Origin of the sequence: Streptomyces sp. NPDC051136 (assembly GCF_044455745.1) — a bacterium.
Lineage (GTDB): Bacteria > Actinomycetota > Actinomycetes > Streptomycetales > Streptomycetaceae > Streptomyces.
The window spans coordinates 313,718-336,291 of sequence record NZ_JBITFE010000004.1 but is presented as its reverse complement, the minus strand read 5'-3'; the positions used below and the strand labels follow the sequence as shown (position 1 = coordinate 336,291).

At 68.8% G+C, this 22,574-nt stretch carries 20 protein-coding genes; 9 read left to right on the top strand and 11 right to left on the bottom strand.

Annotated features, from left to right (window positions below):
• Positions 1-28: 28 nt before the first annotated feature.
• The 4 genes from ACIBCJ_RS14010 to ACIBCJ_RS13995 all read left to right on the top strand — a co-directional run bounded on the left by ACIBCJ_RS14010 (position 29) and on the right by ACIBCJ_RS13995 (position 5,056).
• Positions 29-1,768 carry an alpha-glucosidase gene (locus ACIBCJ_RS14010; RefSeq protein ID WP_362504379.1) on the top strand — a complete coding sequence of 580 codons (1,740 nt, stop codon included), beginning with the start codon at positions 29-31 and terminating at the stop codon, positions 1,766-1,768.
• A gap of 41 nt (positions 1,769-1,809) precedes the next feature.
• Positions 1,810-3,126, top strand: coding sequence for an extracellular solute-binding protein (locus tag ACIBCJ_RS14005; RefSeq protein ID WP_362504382.1), 1,317 nt, complete (start codon positions 1,810-1,812; stop codon positions 3,124-3,126).
• Between the two features lie 110 nt (positions 3,127-3,236).
• Complete coding sequence (locus tag ACIBCJ_RS14000; protein WP_362504385.1) at positions 3,237-4,130, top strand: sugar ABC transporter permease; 894 nt, start codon at positions 3,237-3,239, stop codon at positions 4,128-4,130.
• Between the two features lie 2 nt (positions 4,131-4,132).
• On the top strand, positions 4,133-5,056 hold the full coding sequence (locus ACIBCJ_RS13995) for a carbohydrate ABC transporter permease (protein WP_362504388.1): 924 nt from the start codon (positions 4,133-4,135) through the stop codon (positions 5,054-5,056).
• Positions 5,057-5,313: 257 nt separating this feature from the next.
• On the opposite strand, the gene ACIBCJ_RS13990 is transcribed toward ACIBCJ_RS13995, so the two are convergent.
• From ACIBCJ_RS13990 to ACIBCJ_RS13975, 4 genes are all read right to left on the bottom strand, one after another.
• Positions 5,314-7,521: a TniQ family protein gene (locus ACIBCJ_RS13990; protein ID WP_362504391.1), complete on the bottom strand. Its 2,208-nt coding sequence runs from the start codon at positions 7,519-7,521 to the stop codon at positions 5,314-5,316.
• Positions 7,518-8,423, bottom strand: a complete 906-nt coding sequence (locus tag ACIBCJ_RS13985; RefSeq protein ID WP_365978129.1) for a TniB family NTP-binding protein — start codon at positions 8,421-8,423, stop codon at positions 7,518-7,520. The genes ACIBCJ_RS13990 and ACIBCJ_RS13985 overlap by 4 nt, the downstream gene beginning before the upstream one ends.
• A gap of 206 nt (positions 8,424-8,629) precedes the next feature.
• On the bottom strand, positions 8,630-10,759 hold the full coding sequence (locus ACIBCJ_RS13980; protein WP_362504397.1) for a helix-turn-helix domain-containing protein: 2,130 nt from the start codon (positions 10,757-10,759) through the stop codon (positions 8,630-8,632).
• Positions 10,756-11,475, bottom strand: coding sequence for a TnsA-like heteromeric transposase endonuclease subunit (locus tag ACIBCJ_RS13975; protein ID WP_362504400.1), 720 nt, complete (start codon positions 11,473-11,475; stop codon positions 10,756-10,758). The genes ACIBCJ_RS13980 and ACIBCJ_RS13975 overlap by 4 nt, the downstream gene beginning before the upstream one ends.
• Positions 11,476-11,792: 317 nt before the next feature.
• Here ACIBCJ_RS13975 and ACIBCJ_RS13970 point away from each other — a divergent pair, with 317 nt between their 5' ends.
• From ACIBCJ_RS13970 to ACIBCJ_RS13955, 4 genes are all read left to right on the top strand, one after another.
• The gene (locus ACIBCJ_RS13970) at positions 11,793-12,146 is read left to right on the top strand and encodes a DUF317 domain-containing protein (protein ID WP_362504403.1); all 354 of its coding nucleotides are present in this window, start codon (positions 11,793-11,795) and stop codon (positions 12,144-12,146) included.
• Positions 12,147-12,251: 105 nt separating this feature from the next.
• Positions 12,252-12,542, top strand: a complete 291-nt coding sequence (locus ACIBCJ_RS13965) for a hypothetical protein (RefSeq protein ID WP_102929719.1) — start codon at positions 12,252-12,254, stop codon at positions 12,540-12,542.
• A 15-nt stretch (positions 12,543-12,557) separates the two neighbouring features.
• On the top strand, positions 12,558-13,379 hold the full coding sequence (locus ACIBCJ_RS13960; RefSeq protein WP_362504406.1) for a DUF317 domain-containing protein: 822 nt from the start codon (positions 12,558-12,560) through the stop codon (positions 13,377-13,379).
• Positions 13,380-13,421: 42 nt separating this feature from the next.
• The gene (locus ACIBCJ_RS13955; RefSeq protein ID WP_362504409.1) at positions 13,422-14,804 is read left to right on the top strand and encodes a transposase; all 1,383 of its coding nucleotides are present in this window, start codon (positions 13,422-13,424) and stop codon (positions 14,802-14,804) included.
• Between the two features lie 307 nt (positions 14,805-15,111).
• Here ACIBCJ_RS13955 and ACIBCJ_RS13950 read toward each other — a convergent pair whose 3' ends face one another.
• Both ACIBCJ_RS13950 and ACIBCJ_RS13945 read right to left on the bottom strand, forming a co-directional pair.
• The gene (locus tag ACIBCJ_RS13950; RefSeq protein ID WP_362504412.1) at positions 15,112-15,795 is read right to left on the bottom strand and encodes a hypothetical protein; all 684 of its coding nucleotides are present in this window, start codon (positions 15,793-15,795) and stop codon (positions 15,112-15,114) included.
• Between the two features lie 79 nt (positions 15,796-15,874).
• A complete protein-coding gene (locus ACIBCJ_RS13945; protein WP_362504415.1) occupies positions 15,875-16,363 on the bottom strand; it encodes a hypothetical protein in 489 nt (162 codons plus the stop codon).
• Positions 16,364-16,513: 150 nt separating this feature from the next.
• Here ACIBCJ_RS13945 and ACIBCJ_RS13940 point away from each other — a divergent pair, with 150 nt between their 5' ends.
• Complete coding sequence (locus tag ACIBCJ_RS13940) at positions 16,514-17,329, top strand: sugar nucleotide-binding protein (RefSeq protein ID WP_362504418.1); 816 nt, start codon at positions 16,514-16,516, stop codon at positions 17,327-17,329.
• 26 nt (positions 17,330-17,355) lie between these two features.
• On the opposite strand, the gene ACIBCJ_RS13935 is transcribed toward ACIBCJ_RS13940, so the two are convergent.
• The 5 genes from ACIBCJ_RS13935 to ACIBCJ_RS13915 all read right to left on the bottom strand — a co-directional run bounded on the left by ACIBCJ_RS13935 (position 17,356) and on the right by ACIBCJ_RS13915 (position 22,439).
• Positions 17,356-19,089, bottom strand: a complete 1,734-nt coding sequence (locus ACIBCJ_RS13935) for a relaxase/mobilization nuclease domain-containing protein (protein WP_362504421.1) — start codon at positions 19,087-19,089, stop codon at positions 17,356-17,358.
• Complete coding sequence (locus tag ACIBCJ_RS13930) at positions 19,086-19,442, bottom strand: plasmid mobilization protein (protein ID WP_399282438.1); 357 nt, start codon at positions 19,440-19,442, stop codon at positions 19,086-19,088. The genes ACIBCJ_RS13935 and ACIBCJ_RS13930 overlap by 4 nt, the downstream gene beginning before the upstream one ends.
• Positions 19,443-20,071: 629 nt before the next feature.
• Positions 20,072-20,263 carry a hypothetical protein gene (locus ACIBCJ_RS13925; RefSeq protein ID WP_362504427.1) on the bottom strand — a complete coding sequence of 64 codons (192 nt, stop codon included), beginning with the start codon at positions 20,261-20,263 and terminating at the stop codon, positions 20,072-20,074.
• Entirely contained in the window at positions 20,260-21,801 is a 1,542-nt protein-coding gene (locus tag ACIBCJ_RS13920; protein ID WP_365978128.1) for a hypothetical protein, read from the bottom strand. The genes ACIBCJ_RS13925 and ACIBCJ_RS13920 overlap by 4 nt, the downstream gene beginning before the upstream one ends.
• The gene (locus ACIBCJ_RS13915; protein WP_362504433.1) at positions 21,798-22,439 is read right to left on the bottom strand and encodes a WhiB family transcriptional regulator; all 642 of its coding nucleotides are present in this window, start codon (positions 22,437-22,439) and stop codon (positions 21,798-21,800) included. The genes ACIBCJ_RS13920 and ACIBCJ_RS13915 overlap by 4 nt, the downstream gene beginning before the upstream one ends.
• Positions 22,440-22,574: the final 135 nt, after the last annotated feature.

The following is a 22,574-nucleotide window of genomic DNA, read 5'->3' as shown; positions in this document are numbered from 1 at the left end:
TAGCTGACCACACACGATGAGGTTTGCCGTGCCAGAAAACGTAGCCAGCCCCGCCGATTCCTGGTGGAGCAAAGCGGTCGTCTACCAGATCTATCCGCGATCCTTCGCCGACTCCAACGCGGACGGAATAGGCGACCTCCAGGGGATCACCGAGCGTCTGGACTACCTCTCCGAGCTGGGCGTGGACGTGCTGTGGCTCTCCCCGGTCTACCCCTCACCGCACGACGACAACGGCTACGACATCAGCGACTACCAGGACATCGACCCGCTGTTCGGCACGCTCGCCGACTTCGACCGGCTGCTGGCCTCCGTACACGAGCGCGGCATGAAGCTGGTGATGGACCTGGTCGTCAACCACACCAGCGACGAGCACCCCTGGTTCACCGCCTCCCGCGACAGCGGTCCGGGCGGCCCAAAGCGCGACTGGTACATCTGGCGTCCGGCCCGCGAGGGCATGGAGCCCGGGACGGCGGGAGCGGAACCGAACAACTGGGAGTCGTGGTTCTCCGGTCCTGCCTGGACGTACGACATCGCCAGCGGTGAGTACTACCTGCACACCTTCTCCCGCAAGCAGCCCGACCTGAACTGGGACAACCCCGAAGTCCGCCAGGCCGTGTACGCGATGATGCGCTGGTGGCTGGAGCGCGGGGTGGACGGCTTCCGCATGGACGTCATCAACCTGATCTCCAAGGACCCGTCCCTGCCCGACGGCCTCGTCGCCGAAGGCGCCCGCTTCGGCGACGGCAGCCCGCACTACGTGTGCGGGCCCCGCATCCACGACTACCTCGCCGAGATGCACGGCCAGGTATTCGCCGACCACCCGCGGCGCCTGCTGACCGTCGGCGAGATGCCCGGCGTCACCGTCGAGGAGGCCAAGCTCTTCACCGACCCCGCCCGCCGCGAACTCGACATGGTCTTCCAGTTCGAGCACGTCGGCCTCGACCAGGGCCCCGGCGGCAAATTCGACATCCGCCCCCTGAAACTGACCGACCTCAAGGCCAGCCTCGGCCGCTGGCAGACCGGCCTGGGCCAGACCGGCTGGAACAGCCTGTACTGGAACAACCACGACCAGCCGCGCGTGGTCTCCCGCTTCGGCGACGACTCACCGTTCTACCGCTACCGCTCGGCAAAGCTGCTCGCCACCGTCCTCCACCTGCACCGCGGCACCCCGTACGTCTACCAGGGCGAGGAACTCGCCATGGCCAACGCGCCCTTCGCCGCCATCGACGACTTCCGGGACATCGAGTCCCTCAACCACCACCGCGATCAGCTGGCACTCGGCGCCGACGAGCAGCGGGTCCTCGCCGGGCTGCGGCACCGCAGCCGGGACAACGCCCGCACCCCCATGCAGTGGGATGCCACCGAACACGCCGGGTTCACCGCCGGCACACCGTGGATCGCGGTCAACGCCGACCACACCGAGGTCAACGCCAAGGCACAACAGGCCGATCCCGACTCCGTCTTCCACTACTACCGCCGCCTGATCGCCCTGCGGCACACCGAGCCCGCCCTCACCCACGGCGACTTCCACATGCTCCACCCCGACCACGAGCAGCTCTACGCCTTCACCCGTCACGATGCGAACCGCGGCACCGAACTGCTCGTCCTGGCCAACTTCAGCGCCAGCGACCTCACCGTCGACCTGCCCGACGGCTGGGAGCACAGCGAGACCCTGATCGCCAACGTTCCCGCCACCGGATCCCTCACGACGCCGCACACCCTGCAGCCGTGGGAAGCCCGCGTCCACCGCCGCCGCACCACCAGCTGAGCCGCCCGCCCTGTCGCAACGACGCACACCAAGGAACAGCCATGAACATCCCGCGCACCTCCTCCGTCCTCCGCAGAAGGCCGCTCCTCCTCGCGGTCAGCGCCCTGGCCCTGCTGGCGCCGCTGACCGCCTGCGGTGGCTCCGACAGTGCCGAGGGCGACGGCAAGACCCTGCGCCTGTGGCACTACGAGCAGGAGGACGGGGCCCTGAGCAAGGCATGGGACGCGGCCGTCGCCGAGTTCAAGAAGACCCACCCTGACGTCAAGGTCGTCTTCGAGCGCAAGACGTTCGAGCAGATCCAGCAGAACGCCGGCATGATCCTCAACTCCGACAAGGCGCCCGACGTCATGGAGTACAACAAGGGCAACGCCACCACCGGCCAGCTTGCCAAGCAGGGCCTGCTCACCGACCTCACCCCCATGGTGAAGGAACACGGCTGGGACAGGAAGATCAGCGACAGCGCCTCCGTCACCGCCCGCTACAACGACAAGGGCGAGATGGGCGGCGACACGTGGTACGGCATACCCAACTACGGCGAGTTCGTCCTCACCTACTACAACGACGACCTGTTCAAGAAGTACAACGTCGACAAGCCCACCGACTTCAAGAGCTTCGAGGCCGCGCTCGCGAAGTTCAAGGCCGTCGGCATCACCCCGCTCGCCAACGCCGGCAACGACCACCCCGCCAGCCACTGGCTCTACCTGCTCGCCCTGTCCAAGGCGAACAACACCTGGGTCGACAACTACCAGCGCTACCTGGGCAAGGTCGACTTCCACGGCCCCGAAATGACCTACGCCGTCGACAAGTACCAGGAGTGGCTCGACAAGGGCTACTTCGACAAGAAGGACGTCGGCCTCAAGGGCAGCGACATGGTCGAGCAGTTCGTCTCCAAGAAGCGGCCCATCATGGTCGGCGGCAACTGGTGGTTCGGCAGCCTGACCACCGACATCAAGAACTTCCAGTGGTCCACCGCCGCCTACCCGGGCAGCGAGAGGACCCTCGGCTCGGGCGGCAACAACTGGGTCATCCCCACCAAGGCCAAGAACAAGAAGCTTGCCGAGGACTTCATCGACATCACCATGTCCGACAAGATCCAGAAGCTGATCGGTGAGGAGGGCAACGTCCCGCTCGCGGCCAAGCCGGCCGACATCACCAACCCCAAGTCCCGCGAGCTCACCGAAGCCTTCGCGCAGACCCAGGAGAACGATGGCCTGGCCTTCTACCCCGACTGGCCGGTCGCCGGCTACTACGACACCTGGGTCGCGGCCACGCAGAACCTCATGAACGGCGGCAAGGCCCACTCCGTCCTCGACGAACTGGCCGCCCCCTACGAGAAGTACGTCGCGACCAGGCCGTGACGTTCCCGCCCCGGTCGTCGCTTCGTCGCGCCGCCGGCCGGTAACCACGCGTTCCGGGGGCGGCTGCCCGGGCCCGCCGCGGTAGCCGTCCCGCCCAACCAGGAGCAACAGTGAAAACCAAACGTCACCCGCGGTCCACGGGCTATGCCGTCTTCCTCGCGCCGGGCCTGCTGCTGAGTCTGCTCTTCCTCGTCGTCCCGCTGGTGATGACCTTCTACTACAGCCTGACGGCGTGGCAGGGCATCGGCGATCCCACCTTCACCGGCCTGGACAACTACACCCGCCTCTTTCAGGACGCCGACTTCTGGGCCTCCTTCCGCAACATCGCGTTCGTCATCATCGGCATCGCCGTCGTCCCCACCCTGCTCGGCCTGTTCCTGGCCGCGCTGCTGTTCGACTACATCGGCAAGAAGCACGGCGACGGCATCGTCGGCATCTTCCGCTCCGGCCTCTACCTGCCCCAGGTCATCCCCGTCGCCGTCACCGGCCTGATGTGGGGATGGATCCTCGCCCCCGAAGGCGCCGTCAACAGCATCCTCGACACCATCGGCCTCGGCTCCCTCGCCGAGAACTGGCTCGGCGACCCCGACCTCGCCCTCTGGGTCGTCCTCGGCGTCCTCGTCTGGATGCAGCTCGGCTACCCCCTCGTCCTGTTCATGTCCGGCCTGCAGCGCATCGACCCCGAACTCTACGAGGCCGCATCACTCGACGGCGCCTCCTGGTGGCAACGCTTCACCCGCATCACCGTGCCCATCCTGCGGCCCGAGGTCTACGTCGTCCTCGTCACCACCACCATCGCCGGCCTGAAGGTGTTCGCCCAGATCTTCGTGCTCACCGGCGGCGGCCCCGGAAACTCCACCCTCGTCCCCGCCTACTTCGCCTACCAGAACTTCTTCGAACGCGCCGACGTCGGCTACGGCTCCGCGATCTCCAGCACCATCACCCTGCTCGTGCTGATCATCGCCGGAACGATGCTCACCCGCCAGGCCCGCGAGGACGGATGACCATGACCACCGACACCACCACCCCCGTCACGTCCCGGGCCAAGAAGACAGACGCCCTCGGCCCTGCCGCCCCCACGGGCTGGCGCAAGAACAAGGCACCCCGCAAGCGCAGTGCAGGCTCCTACGCCGTCCTTGCCGCGGTCACCGTCTTCGTCCTGGCCTTCCTCGCCCCGTTCGCGATCATTCTGCTCAACTCCTTCAAGACCAGCGCCGACTACCGGACCAACGGGTCACTGTCCTGGCCCGAGCACTGGAACTGGAACATTATCGGCGACGTCTGGGAACGCGTCGACTTCACCCAGAAGCTCGTCAACAGCATCCAGATCAGCCTCGGTGTCGTCCTCATCGCCGTCGTCCTCGCCCTCTTCAACGCCTACGCCATCGGCATCGGCCGCGTCCGCTGGCGCACCGCTTTTCTCGTCTTCTTCCTCGGCGTCAACGTCCTGCCACAAGAGGGCCTGGTCTACCCGATCTACTACCTGTTCAAGGAGATGGGCCTGTACGACGGAAAGCTCGGCTACACCATCCTCGTCGGCATCACCTACAGCGCCTTCGGCACCTACCTGCTCTCCTCCGTCTTCAGCAGCTTCCCCCGCGAACTCATCGAAGCCGCCTCCCTCGATGGCGCCGGCCGCTGGACCATCCTGTGGCGCATCATCCTGCCCATGAGCTGGCCCACCCTGTCAGTGATGTGCGTGTTCTTCTTCGTCTGGAGCTGGAACGAGTTCCTCTACCCCCTCGTCCTGCTGATCTCCAACGACAACCAGACCGTCCCCCTCGGCCTCTCCGTCATGCAAGGCCAGTACACCAGCGACCCCACCGCCCTGAGCGCCGCTGCCCTCCTCGGCGTCATCCCCATGGTCGTCTTCTTCCTCATCTTCCAGCGCACCCTCACCCGCGGCGTCACGGCCGGCGCTGTCAAATAGTCCTCCCACAGGGGCCCATGCACCCCGGATCCGGCTCACGCCTGCCCCGCCGCCGGATCCGGGGCTCATCTGCGCCAGTCAGCCCATTGAGCGGGCGCTGGCATGCTTCGCGGCGGAAGGCGGGCGCCTCAGCGATCACGGCTTCCATGGCGGGTGAGCACTGCGGTGCGATCGTCTTGAGGCGGCCGGTCTTGCGTGCCGGGGCTGGGACAGCAGCCGGATCAGCGCTGTCCGGGGCCTGCAAGCAGTTCCGCCCCTCACCGGTGAGCAGGCGGGCCAGAGCACTTCCGCCCGGGGCGACCTGGATAAGACCCGGCGGGGCGCAGTGGGACCGAGTTCTTGAGGAATGCCAGGCGGACCGTGGCGAGGGTGGTTCCTTCGCGGTCGGCGATGTCCTGGAGCGACAGGTGATCTTCTTCGTACCAGGTGCGCCACTGCACGATGCGGCTGGCGATGTGCTGCGTTCGGCGGAACCGGGGTGGGCTCCAGTCGACGGGGTGCTGGGACAGCAGGTAGGTGACGTGGGCCGTGGTGGTGTTGAGTGAGCTTGCGAGCTGGGCGATGGAGAAGTCGCCCATCGGCACGGCCTGCTTGAGCTGGGCGACGGTGATGCTGTCCGGGGCAGGCCCGGGAAGGACGAGGTGAAGCAGGGCACGGACAGGGAGCTGCGGAGTCCACTGGAGCGGCTCGTCGATGCCGTGCTCGTCGAGGAGCACGTGCGCGGTGTGGGTGAGCAGTTCGGCTTCGGCTGGCAGGATCCGCCAGCGGAAGCGCTGGTACTGCTGACGCTGCGCTCTGGCGGCCGGCGCGAGGGCCGGGTGGGCGAGGTGCGGCGGGGAGCCCGTCAGAGTGTGGAAAATCCAGCGCTGGGCGTGCGCGACGTTGGGGGCGTGCGTCGAGCGCAGGCGGCTTTGCAGATCGTTCCAGCAGCGGGGGTCGATGAAGCGGGTCTGCGTGGTGAACAGGGCGCGGCGGCGTGCGTAATCGATGGGAGCGCCGTGCTGGTCGAGATGGTCGGCCAGAAGGATCAAGGCGTGCAGGAGGTCGGCACAGTCGCTGCGGCGAGTGAGGCCGGCGAGGAGCGTGGAGACGTTATGGGCGGTGACGCTAGTGCCGGTCAGCCGGATCGCGGCCCGGATCGAGGTGGTGTTGCCGACGAGCAGGCAGGCGACCGCCAGGAGCTCGTCCGTGCGGTTCGCGATGGGCCTGCCGGTGGGGTGATGCGGGGACAGGCGTAAGGCCCACTCCGGCCATAGGGCGGCTGGCAGCATGCTGGCCCTGGAGTCGTGGTTGGTGGGCGACCTGGTGGAGTGCACGGCGGTGCGGTGGCGCAGACGGTAGACGGGCATGATCTGTGTCTCACGGCTGCATCGCAGGGCTGCTTCGAGAACAGGCGAGAGCGTGCCGCCGACCGAGACGACGCCAGCGGGATACAGGGGACGGCCGGAAGAGGCCACCCGCTCGGTGAGCCACCGCGCGGCATCGGCTGCCGCAGGAATGTCCGCAGCGCACAGGATGCGAAGCCCCGCTGCGGTCGCCACGGCGGTAGCCGCAGCGTCGTCGGGCGCGTGATAGCTGTGCACGTCACTGCGCCGGGTGCCCGGATGTCGTTGGGAACGTGGAAACAGCGGGTTGGTCCGGTACTCCTCCAGACGTCTGAGGACTTCGTCCGGAGCCAGAGAGCGTAGGTCGGCGTTCGTCGCGTGGTTGAGGACGAGTGCACCCAGACTTTTCAGGTCTCGAAGCGCCATCCGCAGAGGTGTGCCACGGGTTCCATACAGAGACCAACGCGCCATCCGGTCCGGGGCGGCGAGCGCTGTGTCGATCAGGTGCTGCGTCTCCTCCAGGTCTCCGCCGGGTGCGAGGGTGAGAACTGGGGTGTCGGTCAGGGAGTGATGGCAGCGTCGTGGGCGAGGGCCGCCGGCCACTGCGGCACTTGAGCACAGGCCGGGTCGGGGTACCTCCCGGCGGGGGTGGGAGCGCAGGCGTGGGGTACGTAGACAGGCCGGGCAGCGGTCGGCGAGCAGGAGGTGGTGACGGGTGCAGGCGAAGGACCAGCCCAGTCGCCAGGTCAGCTGCCAGCGGCCACCGGTCTCCTCCAGGCAGGCGGGACAGAACCGCGACCCGGCACGTCCCCACAGTGCCTGCCGGTGCACGCGGCGCTGTCCGGGCACGATCTCCACCGCGTGGCCGTCGTACGGTTGCAGGGTCATGGCCTTGAGAACCTCGGCGACGACCCCAGTGACTTCGGTGATGGCGGCCAGCTCGTCCGGAGTGGCCAAGGTGGTCCAGCGGGGCAGGACCGGGGCTGCTGCGATCGGGTCGCGGTTTGGGAGGCCGAGCGCGCCGAGGACGTCAGTGAAGGGACAGCTCAGCCGGGCGGCGAGTGCCTCCAGCCAGGAGTCCAGGGCCTCGCCGGGATACGGGGCGTACCGGAGGGGCAAGGTCCGCCGTGCCGGGCTCACGTAGGGATCCGAGAGCCGTGGGGACGGCTGGTGGCCTTCCCCGCCCGAAAGGCGTATTCGAGTTCGCGACGGGCCTGTTCGGCGGCCTCGTCGTTGCGGACCTGGTCGAGGAGGTCTCGGGTGAGGCGTTCGGCGCCGGTGCGCTGGGCGCGTTGACAGCCGCGGTTGACCAGTGTCATCAGGGAGCCGATGTGCCCGGTGCTGCGAGCGAAGAGGTAGTTGGGCAGGTCGTCGGCGAGCATGCCGGGATGGGCGTCGGCCAGGACGATGCGCTGTTCGAGGGCGAGCAGGAGTTGGCGCCAGCGGCGGCGGCCCTGTTCAGTGTCGATGGTGAACGGAGGCATGTCGAGGCGGGTGGTGCGCCGGCCGGTCTGTGCCAGCACCGTGTCTCCGGTGGCTTCGCCTTCGCTGAACAGGCCCTTGTCCATGAGGCCCACGCCGACCTTGAGCAGGGTGACCGGGAATTCGTTGGCGATCCATTTCAGGTGGTTGCTGACCTCGATGCCGCTCGTCTTGCGCCACTTGAGGAAGTGCAAGTCGTCCAGGATGAGCAGACGCACCTCGCACAGCAGCATGCAGTCCAGGGCCTGCAGCCCGAGCTGGGCGGCGGTCGAGGTCTGGCGCCCGGGGTGGCCGAAGAACTCCAGCATGGCTCGGTTGAGGTCCTTCATGCCGGTGTTGCCGGTCAGCCCCACCCGACACACCGGCCACCGCTCATGTCCCTGCGTGGTGAACGCGCCGTGCTCGGCGATCTCCCGGCGGTGAAACTCCCGTGCGAAGGCGAGCACAGCGGTGGTCTTCCCCAGGCCGGGGAACGCGTCGACGGCGACGGCACCCTTTGCCTTGTCGCCGTCCTGCTGGTTGCTGTCGACGATGTCCCACAAGTCCCCGTGGAGGCTCACCAGTTGAGGAGTCTTGATGGGTCCCAGGTTCGCGTGCCATGTCCGCCGGTCGCGCTCGTAGGCCGTCCGCGCCGTTTCATCCAGAGCCTGGAGGGCCTCCCGGGCCAGCTTTGCGGGCTGTGTCCGGCGAGGCGCTTCGACGAACGTTTTGAAGTCCTCCTTCCGGGACAGGGCAAGATTTCCTAGGCCCGCGAGACTCTCCGTCGTCACACGTCCTCCAGGGCGTCCGCGTAGAAGTCCTCTTCAGCGGTGAGGTCGTCCAGATCGGCGGCGTCGTTATCGCCTGTCTCGGCCACAGGCGCGGCGGCGTCAGCCCCTGCGGGCACCTTGGCCTGTCCGAGTGCTCTGCGCACGGATGACAGCGAACCACTAACTGAGGCGCCGGGCTGCAGCAGGTCAAGGCCGGTCTGCTCGCGGGAGATCCGCAAGGCCATCCGGCGCTCGGCGAGCGTCGTCCCCAGCCCCAGGTTCCAGCGCTCCAGCAGGTCGGCGACCGCGAGGCGGTCGTCGGGATAGCGGTACTTGGCCGCAGCCAACCTCCGGGCGAAGGCGAGCGCGTCCTCGCTCAGCGGCATCTGTATCGACGGCGCATGCTCCCAGGTCAGCGCGTGCCAGACGCGGGTGTCAGGGCCGCGGAAGTAGATGCGAGTGACGTCATCGGGGTCGACCTGGAACGGCCAGCCGTTCTTCACCGGGCCCGCGTAAGGGCTCCGGATGCCAGAAGCGGGCAGGCCCGCTCCCCGGTAGCGGCGACGGTCGATCTCGACCCCGTAGTGCTGGACCGTGCGCCACTTCGTCGGCAGGAATTCGAAGGCAAGATCCGGGTCGCGGGGGACCTCGATGTAACCGGCCCTCGCGATGCCGTGCTCGAACATCTGAGTCGGAGACATCCGCAGCCCTGGCAGCCCCGGATCGACCAGCCCGGAATGAGGCCGGCAGTGATAGACCGCCGCCGTCCACTCCCGGATCATCGCCTCTAACTCGTCCAGGAAGAAGAACGCCTCGCCCTCGACGTTCTCACCACGCGAGTGGATGTCCGGCCCCTTGTAGCCGGGAAGCGCCTCCAGCAGCCCCTCGCGCAGAGTCCGGAAGAAGCGCTCCACCGGACCCTTGTCCCGGCCGGTGCGCAGCCGGGCGGGCTGCACCGAGATGCCCATCCGCTGGCAGACACTGGTCAAATGCTCCGAGACGTACACCTTGCCGTGATCGACCACGAGCGTCTCGGGCACCAGCGGTGGCGAGGCGAGCCCAGGGCCTTCAGCTTGATCCACATCGACCAGGACGGTCCGGGGGATGCCGTGCTCAGGCCAGACCGCGTGCTTCGGCCAGTCCGGCCCCGCCGACCGCGGCCGGAAACACTCGAACAGGACGGCACCCACATCCATCGCCTTCGTGGACACCGGTGTGAGGCGGATTCCGCAGATGCACCGGGAGTACCAGTCCATCGCCACCGTCAGCTCAGCCTGCACCCACTTCAACGTGAGCGGATCGAACGCGAACACGTCCAGTCGCGTCGTGTCCATCAGCAGATACTCACCCGGCCGTGTCGGGCGGAGCTTGCCGTACGGCCCCTCCGGCCGCTCGGAGATATCCCGGTTCCGCTTCGTGCTCATCCGGAACAACGGATGTCGCCGTTCCAGGTCTGCCAGCACGCGAAAAGCCGTCGCCCTGCTCGGCTGACGAACAACCTCCGGCCCGAAGCGGGCAGTCACTCTGGCTCGCGTGCGCTCGATCACCAGGGTTCGTGACGGCCGCGACTGGCCGGTGTGCTCGACCATCACCTCCAGAGCGGTCTCCACCCACCGGTCGTCAACGGAGAAGCGCGGCTGCCCTGACCGTTTCCGCTTGGGTGCAAGGCCGGCCTCGCCGTGCTGGCGGAAGTCAGATACCCATTGCTTCATGGTGCGGATCGACACACCGAGCTCCTCGGCCTTCGACAAGTACCTGCGCTCCGCTGGCGAGCCGGGCACGAACTGAGGACGTGGCTCGCCCGTGCGGGCCGACGCGGAGCTGCCGGAGCGGTATCCCGTTAGCACCTCCCGGATGTGCGCGGCTCGCTCCAGCACCATCTCCCGCTCATCGGGACGCAGCTGGCCCAGTACAACCGAGGCGATCTGCTCCACATCGTCAGCAGCCGGGCCCGGCTGATCAGGTATCACGTGCGCACGATCGGAGAACAGCAGCTCCCTCAGCGACAACCGCAGGACACGCCCCCGGCCGTCACTGAGGACCACCTCATTCCCCGACGTCGTTGCGGCCATCTCGACCACCTCGACAATCTCGCCCTCGTAGCGGAAGCGAGTGCCGACTCCCACTCGAGCCGCGGCGCTGCTCATGAGGTCGTCCTCAACAGGCTGGAAGGGCATAGAGGGGCAGTGAGATCCGTGAAGAGATCGTGGGACCACAGCAGGTGGTGGACCGCGGCGCGAACCTGTGGCTCGGGCCGGTTTGGCAGTCTCGAAGGCGCCAGTCGAAGTGGAACACCGTCCAGCGAGACGCGGTGCAGCTCGTCCAGAAGGCTCGGATCAAACAGCCACGGGCGTCGATATCCAGCGAGGAAGCGAATGTTCTCCAGCTCTTCGGGCGGAGGTGCATCCCACACTTCGTAGGACCAGCCGCGTCCCTCTACCGCCTGTCGGGTCCAAGCGAAGGTGAGCGATACGACAGGCGTGGACCACCGCCAGCGCGGCTTCACGTCGACCACCACAGGGCCGCAATCAGTGATCAACAGATAGTCCGGGACGTGCTTGCGGACCTGGCCGTCGACCAGGGCTTTCAGCAGGAAGGGCTGCGCGACGATGCCGTGCACCGAGGGCTCGAAGTCAGCACACAACAGCCGTGCGAGCTCCAGCCGAGACTCGTAGATCACATGGCTTCGTGTCGTGGACGACCAGTAGGTGCCTGCGTAGTGCCTCTGCCCCTTGCGCCAGTGAAAGGTTCGCCATGGAGCAGCGGCCCCCAACGCATCGACCGAGATTTCGACCCACGGTCGGTCCTCGAGGAGCTGTCCGTTCGGCTGACGAGCGCTGACTGTCACAGCGTGATTACTCATGGCACTACCCCCACCCCGAGGAATGGCCATCGAACCCAAGATGCCGTCTGGCCGACGCGGGGCGAGGGGTTATCAGATGCCGTCACTCGAATGGGTGCCGATACTGAGCAGTGGGTCTCATGCGTACTGCACAAGTGCAGTCGGAGTGCAATCAGCCCTGAGACTATGCAGCGAAATTTGAGATCCCACAGCTGTCGACGGACGGCAGTTCGCCGGGGGCAGACAGGAAAGATCCGGGAAGGACTGGCCAACGGGCGCGAGGGCATGTCAACGTAGACGACCTTGCAAGAAACCCCAGGTCAGAGAGGTGATTGCCCGTGACCGTAGCCCCTGCGGGCCCCGGTTTCTCCACCACCGTCGAAGCTCTGCGACTGCGGGAGTGGCAACTCGGCCCTGGTCAGCCGACCCTGGTCATGGACCAGTTCTCCGCCGAGGACTTCCACCTGATCGTCGATGACCGCGCGGACGTGCACGTCAGCTCCAAGGACGGCCGGTTCTACCTCGGCTGGTTCCCGCTCGGCCGACCCGGCACGGATGGAGAGGGGTGGAAGATTGCTGTCACCGGCACCGCCCAGGTCCGCGGCTACCACCTGTCGTTCGACACCGAGACGCCGGCCGACATCGTCGCCGCCACCGTGGCGAGGGTGCTGGAGACCTCACGCCGTCTCTGACAGCGCGGCCACCGATACATAGCGCCCGCCCTGTGAGCGCTGGCGGTGCCGTAGGCCGGTCCGGCTCCACCGCCCCCGTTTCCCCCGAGCCCCAGGAGGCTGTCCGTGACGTCCCCGGAGATGACCGTCGGCGATCTCATCGACCTGTTGTCCGGCTGCGACCGGAGCGCTCCGGTCCGCCAGGCCATGAACCCGTTCTTCCCGATGGCGCACCGCTTGGCGCAGGTCCTGCAGTCGGTCGACGAGACCGGCCGGACCGTCGTCTACCTCGCCGAAGGAGCCGAGCCGGACGCACAGCTTGGCCACCTTCCGCCGGAGGTCGCCATCGCCCTGACCTGGCAGGGCCCCGTCCAGGCGCCCCCGCGCCGCCCTCGCCGCCGCGCCGGCGGCAACTAGACCCGCACCGAGCCTTTGGAGGCGCCCCTGTACCCCAACCTTCCGCCCGACCCGTCCGCCCCGCGCGGCGGCCAGCCCGCTTTCTGGGTCGGGCCCCGGCACTTGGCCGGCGACGATGGACGCCTCTACGACGTCGTCGCCGACGCGCTCGCCAGCCTGGGCTGGACGAGCCTGACGATCGTCCGCGGACGGCACGAGCCGGACGAGGAACCGGAGGACCGCCAGGTCCTGCGCAGCACCGTCCTGCACATCAGCCCCGACTCCCTGCGCTGGGCGCAGTGGAGTCTGGCGGACGAGCCGTTCCACCTGGGCGACTTGCCGATCGCCTGGCAGATCTCGGCCCGAGCGGACACGAGCAGTCCGCTCGCATCGTGGTCGTCCTACTTCACTACCGACGTCCCCGGCGAGGCTGTGACCGACTTCCTTGTCGCGCTCGATGCCCGGGACGAGCCCGCCGTGTCGCTCGACGGACCCGAGCTGGTCATCGACGCCGTCACCGCGCACGGTTGGCTGCGCGACATCGACCAGCCCCACGCGGCGGCGATGGCCCCCACGTTCACCTCGTACATCAGCCTCGGCGAGGTACCGCCCCTCATCCAGGACGCCGACCCCCGCGTCCTGACGACCGAGACCGATCAGGTGGGGCCTCCCGGATGGCAGGCGTGGGCGGAGCCCGGGCTGGGCGCGCCCACCCTGTGGGTGGCCTCCTTCGGCTCCAGCGTGCCGCACGACCTCGTGGCAGCCTTCGCCGCCACCGTCAGCTCGACCGCGCCCGTCCTGCGGCGGGTGCTGCCCGAGGCGACCAGCGAGCTACTCCTGCGGGCCCCGGCCGGCTGAAGCTCAGTGACTTCCGTTCTTCTACCACTTGGAGGTGTTTGCTTGCTCTTCGCGGGATGCGACTGGTCGGACAAGTGGCTCGACCTCGCCGTGGTCGACCGGTCGGGAGCCGTCCTGGGCGAGACGCGCATCGTCTACGCCGAGAGTCCGGATCCCGTCACGCGCTATCAGGAGTTCCTCGCCACGCTGGGACGCCGGTGGCGAGCGACGGTCACTGGAATCGAGGACGTGAACCTGTTGTTCGCCCGTTCGCTGGTGGCATCCGGGATGGACGTCGTCCATGTGGACCCCACCCGCGCTGCTCGTCACCGCATGGCCCGCGGGATTCCGAAAACCGACCGCGCCGATGCGAGGCTGCTCGCCTCCATGACGCTGGCGGGTGAGTGTCGCCCCGTGGTCACGAACGGCTCGGCTGCGGAGGCTCTCCGCGTCGTCGCGCATGCCCATCGGTCAGCCGTGGCCGACCGTGCCGAAGCACTGCACTCCCTGCGTGCGGCGCTGATGCGGATCTGGCCGGCGGCCGTGGGGACGTGGCCGGCCAGCGTCGGAGGGCTGCGCAGCGCGCAGGCGCGAGCTGTCCTCGCAGCGGCTCCCGGTCCGCGTGCCGCGGCCCGACTGGACCGTGCGAGCCTGGCTGCGCTGCTCACCGCGGCGGGCAGGAAACGCACGATCCTGGACGAGGCCGAGCGACTCCGCATGATCTTCTGTCGTCCGACGATGCTCCTCGACCCCCACGTCGAGGAGGCCGAATCCCTGCGCATCAGGCATCTCGTGGCAGCCCTTGACCAAGCGGTCAGACGGGCCGCCGACCTGCAGGCGGACTTGTCGCGGTTCTACGCCGCTCATCCCTTCCACCCGCTGGTGGTCGGCGTTCCGGGAATCGGAGCCGTCCTCGGCGCCTACCTCCTGGCGGAGATCGGTGACCGACCCGTTGAGCGATTCGGCGACGGGCGCTCGCTTGCGGCTTACGGGGGAGTCGCCCCCATCACCTGGGCGTCCGGCCAGACCGTGCGGGTCGCATTCCGGCGAGCGTCCTCTACCTACCTGCGGAGCACGCTGCATGCGGCGGCATTCTCCATGGTCGGCCACTCGCCGGGAGCACATGCGTACTACAAGACGCGTCGCTCCGTGGGCGACGCGCATGCCACGGCGTTGAGGAAACTCGGACGCAAATTCGTCCTGTGCCTCTACCACTGTATGGCGTCTGGCGTGCCGTACGACGACGCTGCCGCCTTCGGCTACGATGCCGCCGCCAGCGGCGCCCCGTCCCGGCCTAAACGCGTACCGCTCGACAAGGAGCAGATCGCACAGGCTCGCGACATGCTCGACACCCCCGGTGCCACGGTCACCGCCACGGCGCGATGGTTCGGGGTGAGCCCCCAGACGATTTACCGACACGTACTCGGCCGGCCCTGGACCCGCTAACGCGGCTGGCGCGCTCTACCCGAGAGCGGAGGCGTTCACCGTGAGGCGGTGAATCCCCCCGCTCTTGGCCAGAGCGGGAGAGGCGGGCGGACCGCGGTACGCCCGAAGGTATCCCCGGGCTCCGAGCCCCGACGTGGGAATGGCGGCCACGGAGCCCGCCCGCCTCGTTGAACACCCATGAAGCCCGGCCCCTCGTATATGAGGGGCCGGGCTTCATCCATGACGGGACGACGTCCCGAAGGAGTGCGCTCGGGTACGCGGACGCCCCGGCCCGCGAGGTGCTGGCCGGGGCAAACGGCTTCGAGGGTCAGCCCGTGGCCTTGGCGAGGGCATTGTCGAGGTGGCGGTCGACGAGGGCGGGGGAGCCGGAGACGATCAGCAGCAGGTTGCCGTCGCGGATCGCGGTCTGCTTGACCACGGTGCTCCGTCCCCCGGCGATGAAGGTCAGGAGCAGGCTCCACTGCTCGTCACCGCCGACGCTGGGTGCGGGCAGCTTCTGCGAGGTCACGTCGACCGGGGTGCCACCGGAGACGACCTGATAGGCCGGGCAACCGGCCATGGCGTCGAAGATCCGGCCGATGCCGTCGGAGAGCTTCTTCGCCCTGTCGCTGTACAGCTCCTCGGAGATCTCCGAGGAGCTGCCGCCGTAGGTGAAGTCCGCCTTCGCCTTGTGCGGGAAGGCGAGCGTGCCGCCAGTTGCCGCGTCGCCGCCCAGCTCGCTCAGGGCCGGGCAGCCGATGACAGTGACGTCGTCGTGCTGGGCCGGACGCTCCGGCTTGGGAACGTAGCCGCTGCCGAGGTCCGTCTCATCGAGCAGGCGGGACTCGAGCGCGGCCGAGGAGAGCGCGGCCGGCTCCTGGGCGGCGTCGGTCGGCTTTCCCGTACGGGAGGACGTCTGGTGCTTGGGCCCGGTGGTGTCGGTGGAACAGGCGGGCACGGCGAGGAGGGCGGCGGTGATGCCGAGTGCGGTGGTGGCGACGCGAACGCGCATGACGGGACTGACCCCTTGGTGCTAGGCGACGGGTGGTCAGTGCGGGCCCTCGGGCCCGGTGGGGTCGTAGGAGTGGTGGTCAGTGCCCGAGGTGGTGCAGGCAGTCCTCGAACGTGGCGTAAGTCGCCTCCGCCGGTCCGCTGTTGCGGTTGTACCAGGCGGTGTCGATGCGCCTCTCCAGTTGCTGGTGTCCGGCCCTGCAGCGCAGCCAGATCTCACCGCGAGTGGAGAGGATGAGCCAGTCCCGGTACGCGCCGCACTCGGCGCAGGTGGCCATCTCACCGTCGAGGACCAGGGGCTGCTTCCACGGCATCATCTTGCCTTCGACCTGGTCGTGGCTCGGCACCCGCAGTTCTGCCGGGAGGAAGTCGTCCACGATGGCCGCCGGCTCGGCGGACTGCGGCTTTGGCGCCGGCACTCCGATGCCGGGCGGGACCTGGCCCTGCATCCGCGCGTGCAGTTCGGCGAACTGTCGCTGAGCTTCGCTCGGTTCCTTGGCCCTGCGGCGTATCCGGTGAAACACCCTGGCGTCCTCCTCTACCTCGGCACCTCGTCCTGCGCGTTTCATGATCGTGCCCCACGCCCTCGGCGGTTTCAATTCACAAAGTCCACAGTGACTTTCGGCAGGTCACAAGGGCATATCCCTGCATCCTCAAGGCAGCGTCGCTCGGGGCGAGGCACCCCGAGTGAGGTGGGAGGTCGTCTACCGTGGCATGCCATGACTGTCCTTATTGTCGGCGGCAGCGGGTTCCTAGGCACCGAGCTGGTCCGCCAGGCATCTGCCGCTGGGCATCGCGTCGCCGCGACCTTCGCGACCAGGCCGTGCGATGGTCCGGAGGCCACGTGGCACGAGGTGGACCTGCGAGACGGCAGCCGTGTCGAAGAGGTCGTTGCCTCGCTTGCCCCCTGCGTGGTCATCAACGCGAGCAGCGGCAGCGCCGACTGGGCCGTCACGGCCGAAGGCCCCGTCCGTCTGGCGATGACCGCGGTGAAGTACGACTGCCGCCTCGTTCACGTCAGCAGCGACGCCGTGTTCTCCGGCAGCCGAGTCCACTACGACGAGTCCTGTCTCCCCGATCCAGTCACTCCGTACGGGGCAGCGAAGGCAGCGGCGGAGACGGGCATCCGGCTACTGGCTCCCGCCGCCGTCATCGCCCGTACCTCTCTGATCATCGGCGGCATCCAGTCCGAGCATGTCCGCCTCGTGCACGACCTTGCGACCGGCTCCCGAACCGGTGCGCTGTTCACCGACGACGTCCGCTGTCCCGTGCATGTCGGGGACCTCGCCGCTGCTCTGCTGGAGTTGGCCTTCACTGGCGCGTGCGGTGTACACCACCTTGCGGGTAAGGATGCCGTGAGTCGTCACGGCCTGGGCGTGCTGATCGCTCAGCGGGACGGGCTCGACGCTTCCCGGCTGCCCCAGGGTCTCCGCGCCAGCACCTCGCTTTGCGGCGCACTCGACGTCCGCCTCGACAGCCGGGCCACCCAGGCGAAGCTGCGTACGAGAGTGCGCGGTGTCCACGAGTTCCTCTGAGGCGCAGTCGCACCGGCGGCGGAGCCTCATCGCGTGTTGCCGGGTGCCTCGTCAGCGAAACGGCGGCCAGATGCGGTGGGCCCGGGCGTCGGCGGGCGCGTGGTCGCCGGACTCCTTGTCATGCGGTTCTCCGGGATCCCAGGAGCGTCGGCCGGCAGATCTGCGCGCCGCCGCAAACGCCACACCAGGACGTCACTGACGGAATCCGCGGTGCCGAGTTCACGGCTCTCCACGGCGTCGGCCAGGAGCGCGGCCGGGTCGTGGCCGGCGGCGTCGGCTTCCGCGATGGTCGCGGCCAGGGCGTACCAGCCGGGCTCGGCGAGGATCTGCTCGGCCAGGCTGGACAGCGTTTCGCGCAGAAGCGCTGTCTGCCGCTGGAGCATCGGCTGGCTCAGGCGTCGGCCGCGCTGGTAGAGCAGGCCGAGCGGCTGAGCGGCGGCGGGCCGGTAGGCGTTGCGCAGGTGCTCGGCGGCCCGGGTCGCGGCTTCGGCCTGCTGGGCGTGCCCCTTCCGCGCATGCCAGTGGGCGGCGGCCGTGACGAGGAAGAACAGCATGTCGATCGCCATCGCGGTGGTGGCGCCGTCCTCGCCCCGGCCGAGGGCCGGGCCTCCGTGGACGAGGTCGCGGGCCGCCTGCCGCAGGGCGCGGTCGTGTCCGCGTGCAGCGCGTACGTGGGAGCGAGAGGCCCGCTCGAACGCGAAGGCGGCATCGCGCAGTTCACGTCGGGTGTGGGCGGCGGACGTCTTCGCGAGGGCGTCCAGGATCTCGCCGGTCGCGGCGATGTACGCGGCAGCGACCGCGTCGTCACCGTACTCGACGGCCCCGATTGCCACCCACGCAGCCGTGGCCGTCCGGCGACGCGCTACAGAAGGGCTGTTGGACGAGGCGTTGCCAGCGGAATCTGGCGACGCCGTCTTGTCGAAGTCGGCGGACCAGCGCTCCCGGATCCGTGGCAGGGACAGATCCGGGGCAAGGCGCGCGCCGGGGTAGAACACGGGCTCACCGTCTTTGTTGCGGTCATCAGGCAGGGCCACCTTGTAGCCGAGCAGGTCGCCGGACGGGGCCTCGCGCTTGCGGATCAGCAGGCCGGCGGCGGCGAGGCGGTTGAAGAACTCCTCCTCGCTTTTGGCGCCGGTCACCGCTCGACGTACGCTCTCGCGCAGTTCTTCGCGCGCGGTGCGCTCGCGGCCCTGGCGCTGGGCCTTGTGGCGCTCGGCGCTGGTCGGGCGCTGCGCTGCGGTCCCGTCCCCGGTGCTGAGCTGCTTGAGCCCGTACTCGGCTTCGATCAGGCGGGCTTCGGCCTGGGATCGCTTGGCGTCGTTGTGGAGCCGGGGGCGCCGGCCGTCCTCGCGGACGAGCGTGGCGATGATGTGGATGTGGTCGTCGGCGTGGCGCACGGCCGCCCAGCGGCATCCCGCCTCGTCGGCGGCCGGAGCGATGCCGGTCGCGGCGACCATGCGTCGGGCGATCTCGCCCCATTGCTCGTCGGAGAGAACCGGGTCATCCGGTGCGGCCCGGACCGAAAGGTGCCAGACATGCTTCGCCGGGCGTCGCGCCTGCGCGAGCGCTTGGACGGGCTGGTCCAGGAGCTGCTGGAGCTGTCTCTTCGTAGCTTGTGGATCGCGACCGGGATCGGGAGCGAAACTGTCCCAGGCCGCCACGAGATGCGGGTCGATATGCTCCTCGTGGGTCCCCTTGCCGTAGAGGTAGTTGAGCAGGCCGAACGTGTTCGAGCCGCGTTTGTGGACGCGCGGGATCATCCGGCTCGCGTTTCGGTGTCGAGGTAGTGCTGGATGAAGGAGTCCACGCGCTGGGTGGCGCGCTGGACGGCGCCGAGTACGGCTTCGGCATAGGGGACGTCGGCACCAGAGTTGATGGCCTTGGCTACCTGGTTGACGTTTTTGCCGATGTGGCCGAGGTGCCGGCGCACAGCGAAGAGCTCGTTGTGGACTTCTCGTTGGGCGGCGATCTCCGCCGCCGTACGGTCGAGGTCGCGGGCGGCTTTGAGAGCAGCGTGGGCGAGGAAACTGGCGACGCTCATGTGGCACACGGCGGCAGCACGGGAGAGGAGTTGGTACTCGTCGTCGTTCATGCGGCAGCTGGGCTGGCGCATGCGCTTGTTCTCGTCGCGCAGGCGCTCACGCTGCTGCACACGCGGCTTTGAAGGGGCGGTGTGCGTGCAGTGCGCACTGTGGCAGGCGTGCTGCTCCTGCCCCTCGGGATGCGAGCCGCCCTCGGTCGCATCCTCACGGATTGGTGCCCCCCGGTGCCGATCCGCTCCCGCCACTCCAGGGGCGGGGGACGCAAGAGCATTGCTCCCCTCGGGAGCAATGCTCTTGCGATAACTTGCTCGCCCCGAGACCGAGTTGGAGCTGGGATCAGGTACCGGGGTGGTGCCGTTCTTTGGTGCGTTCGTCATCGGGATTCGGGCCTCGTAGAGCGGGTGTATTGCTGGATGGTTGCGGGCCAGGGCGAGGACATCGGCTGGGCTGGCAAGGACGCGGACAGGTTTGTTGGGACGGTCCTGGACGAGCCACTGCCCGGTCGGCGTGAGAACGACGGCGTGGAGGAGTCGCCGGCGGACGAGGACGTCCGCCCAGGCATCGGCTTCGGCGGTGGTGGGCCCGGAAAGGCGAGGGGCGCGGGCGCGAGGAATCATGGCGTACCTCCGAAGAGGGGCGGTGGCCCGGCTTGAGCCGGGCCACCCTTACGGATACGGGCCTTGAGCTGGGGTTTGCCGGTTCAACCGCACTCGGGGCAGCGCCCGACGTGACTGTTGAGCGCGCGGGCCATCCGCTGCTTCGCGGAGGCAGCTTGCTTCGCACTGGACTTCGCCGCCGGCCTGCCCCCGTGCAGCTCGGAGTGAGCGAGCATGAATCCGATCTCTCGCTCATACTCCGCACGGACCGTCTTGAACTGGTGGCAGGTCTTCATCGGGCGGTGCTCCTCGTCGTCGTGTTGTCCTCGTTCCGCAGCTCCTGGAGGACCAGGCCGAGTCGGTCGTTACCGACTCCCGTCAGGCCCTGACGGCGGATGATTTCGCGCAGTTGCACTCGGGTGATCGCGCCGTTGCCGTCCCGTTCGAGCAGGGCGGGAACATGGGGGCGCACCGCGCGGACAAGCTGGCGCTCGGACTCACCCAGCTCGCGTGCCTGGCGCTCCGTCTGCGGAGAGCGGGACCGGGCACGCTTGTCTTTGTTCTTCGTCCGGGACGTCCTGGTCGGCTTCCGGCGAAGCGGGACCTTGTGTCCTCGGTCCTGGGTGGTCTCGGTCCCGGACTGTGGGGCGGTCGGTCCTCGGTCCTGGGTGGTCTCGGTCCCGGACTGTGGGGCGGTCGGTCCTCGGTCCTCGGTGGTCTCGGTCCCCGACTTTGCGATGCCCGACCCCCGATGAGAATCCGGGCCCTGAGCTGCCACATCTCGCGTGGTGTGGTCGGTCCTCATGGCCGCTGTGTCCCGCGCTGTGGCTTCCGGACCGGCGAGTTCGGTCCCCAGGACCGCACGGTCTTCAGAGGGCTTGGTTCCCGCGCCGACCTTGGCTTCCGGGTCCGCCTCCTCGGGGACGGGGACCGGCACATTCGATGCCGGCTGTACGGGGACCGTGGCCGCCGATGCGCTGCTGTGCGCCGGGGACCAGGGGGAAGGGAGCGGGACCGTGGCGAGCGCCAGCGCGTGTCGCCGAGCGGCGAGCTGGTCGAGCAGCTGTGCCCGCTGGAGAGGGTCGGTTCCGACCGAAGCCCTGCCGACCGCCTTCGACAGGCGTCGCGTCAGCCGCCTGCCGCGACGGCTCTGCTGCTGCTCGGGTGTGCGTTCGGCGAGGCGGGCGGCGAGGGTGACCGCGCGGGCGGTGGCCCGGTCCCGGGTGATCTGTGCGGCGTCGCGGTCTCGCGCGGCGATGCCCAGGCGGGACAGCAGCCGCTCGCGTGCCTCCCGGCCGAGGACGGCGATCAGTCCGTTCGAGGCTGCACCCGGGGTGCGCAGACGCAGCTCGATGCCCATGGCCAGGTGCCACAGCATCGCCGCCATGACCGGGCCGACGAAGGCGCGGACCGTGCCGCCGACGGGGCCGCTCTCGGCGTAGGCGGGGATCACCTGCACTGTGGTGATCACCCAGACCAGCGTGCCAGGAAGGCCGGGGGCGCCTTGGACGGCGAGGTTCTGCCGTGCCATCAGCGCGGTGGCGAACAGGGCAAGTTCGGCGGCGGCGAACATGCCGGCGCGCTCGGCGGTGCCGGCCATGTCGAGGTAGTCGGCCGCGAAGCGCCAGCTGGTGTCGGCGCTGTAGGCGGTGCAGCCCAGGGCGGCGACGGCGGCGACCTTGACCGCCGGGCCGCCGAGACGTTTCTGCGAGCGAGTGCCTCGGCGCCGGGTCGCCCAGGCGGTCAGCACGAGCGCCAGGGCGGCGGGCACGACGGCGGCGAGGAGGAGAGGGAGGTCCGAGGTAGCACCGAAGGCGAGGACAGGGTGGGTCATGCTGCCTTTCCGAGAGGGGCGTGCGCCGGAGTCGACGCCGCTGGGCGGCCTGTCGGCTGCTGAGTGCCGGGAGTTGCGGGCGCGGGGGTGCCCTTGGGCTTGGAGGTCTTCTTCCGCTTCTTCCTGGAGCGGGGCACGCCGAAGTTGCGGTCGCGGTCGAAGACCTTGTTGGCTGCTTGCCGGAGCAGGTCGCGGGCGTGCTTGTGACTGATCTGCAGGGCGGCAGCGAGCCGGTCGGGCTGCCAGCCCCGGACGTAGGCGTGGTCGATGGCCGCCTGGCGCTCGGCTTCCGTCAGGTGCACGTCGCGTCCCTGGAAGAAGGCGGTCACACGCCGGTAGTCCATGCGGCGGTGCAGGTTGTCGTGCAGCGGGCGCCGCTCGGCTTCGGTGAGGCCGCCCCAGACGCCCTCCTTGAGGACGTTCTCCAGGGCGAAGTCCAGACACTCGCGGCGTACGGGGCACCAGCCGCACAGCTCCTTCGCCTCCGCGATCTCCTCGTGATCCCGGGGGCCGGGGAAGAACACGGCGTCGGCGTCCTCGACGTCCATGGCGTGGCACGCTCCGCGGGTGTGCCAGCTGGTGTCTCCGATGCCGCGCAGGCCGGTGGCCGGCGCGTCGTGGGTGGTGATGTGGCGCAAGGCGGGTCTCCGTTGTGCTGCCGCACCGGCTCGCTGGCTAGGGCGGTGCTCGGCGGGTGCGGCGTCGGGTGCCGGCTGCGGCGCGTGGGCGTGCGCCGCAGCCGGTGCGGGACGGTGATCTTGGGGCGGTGCAGC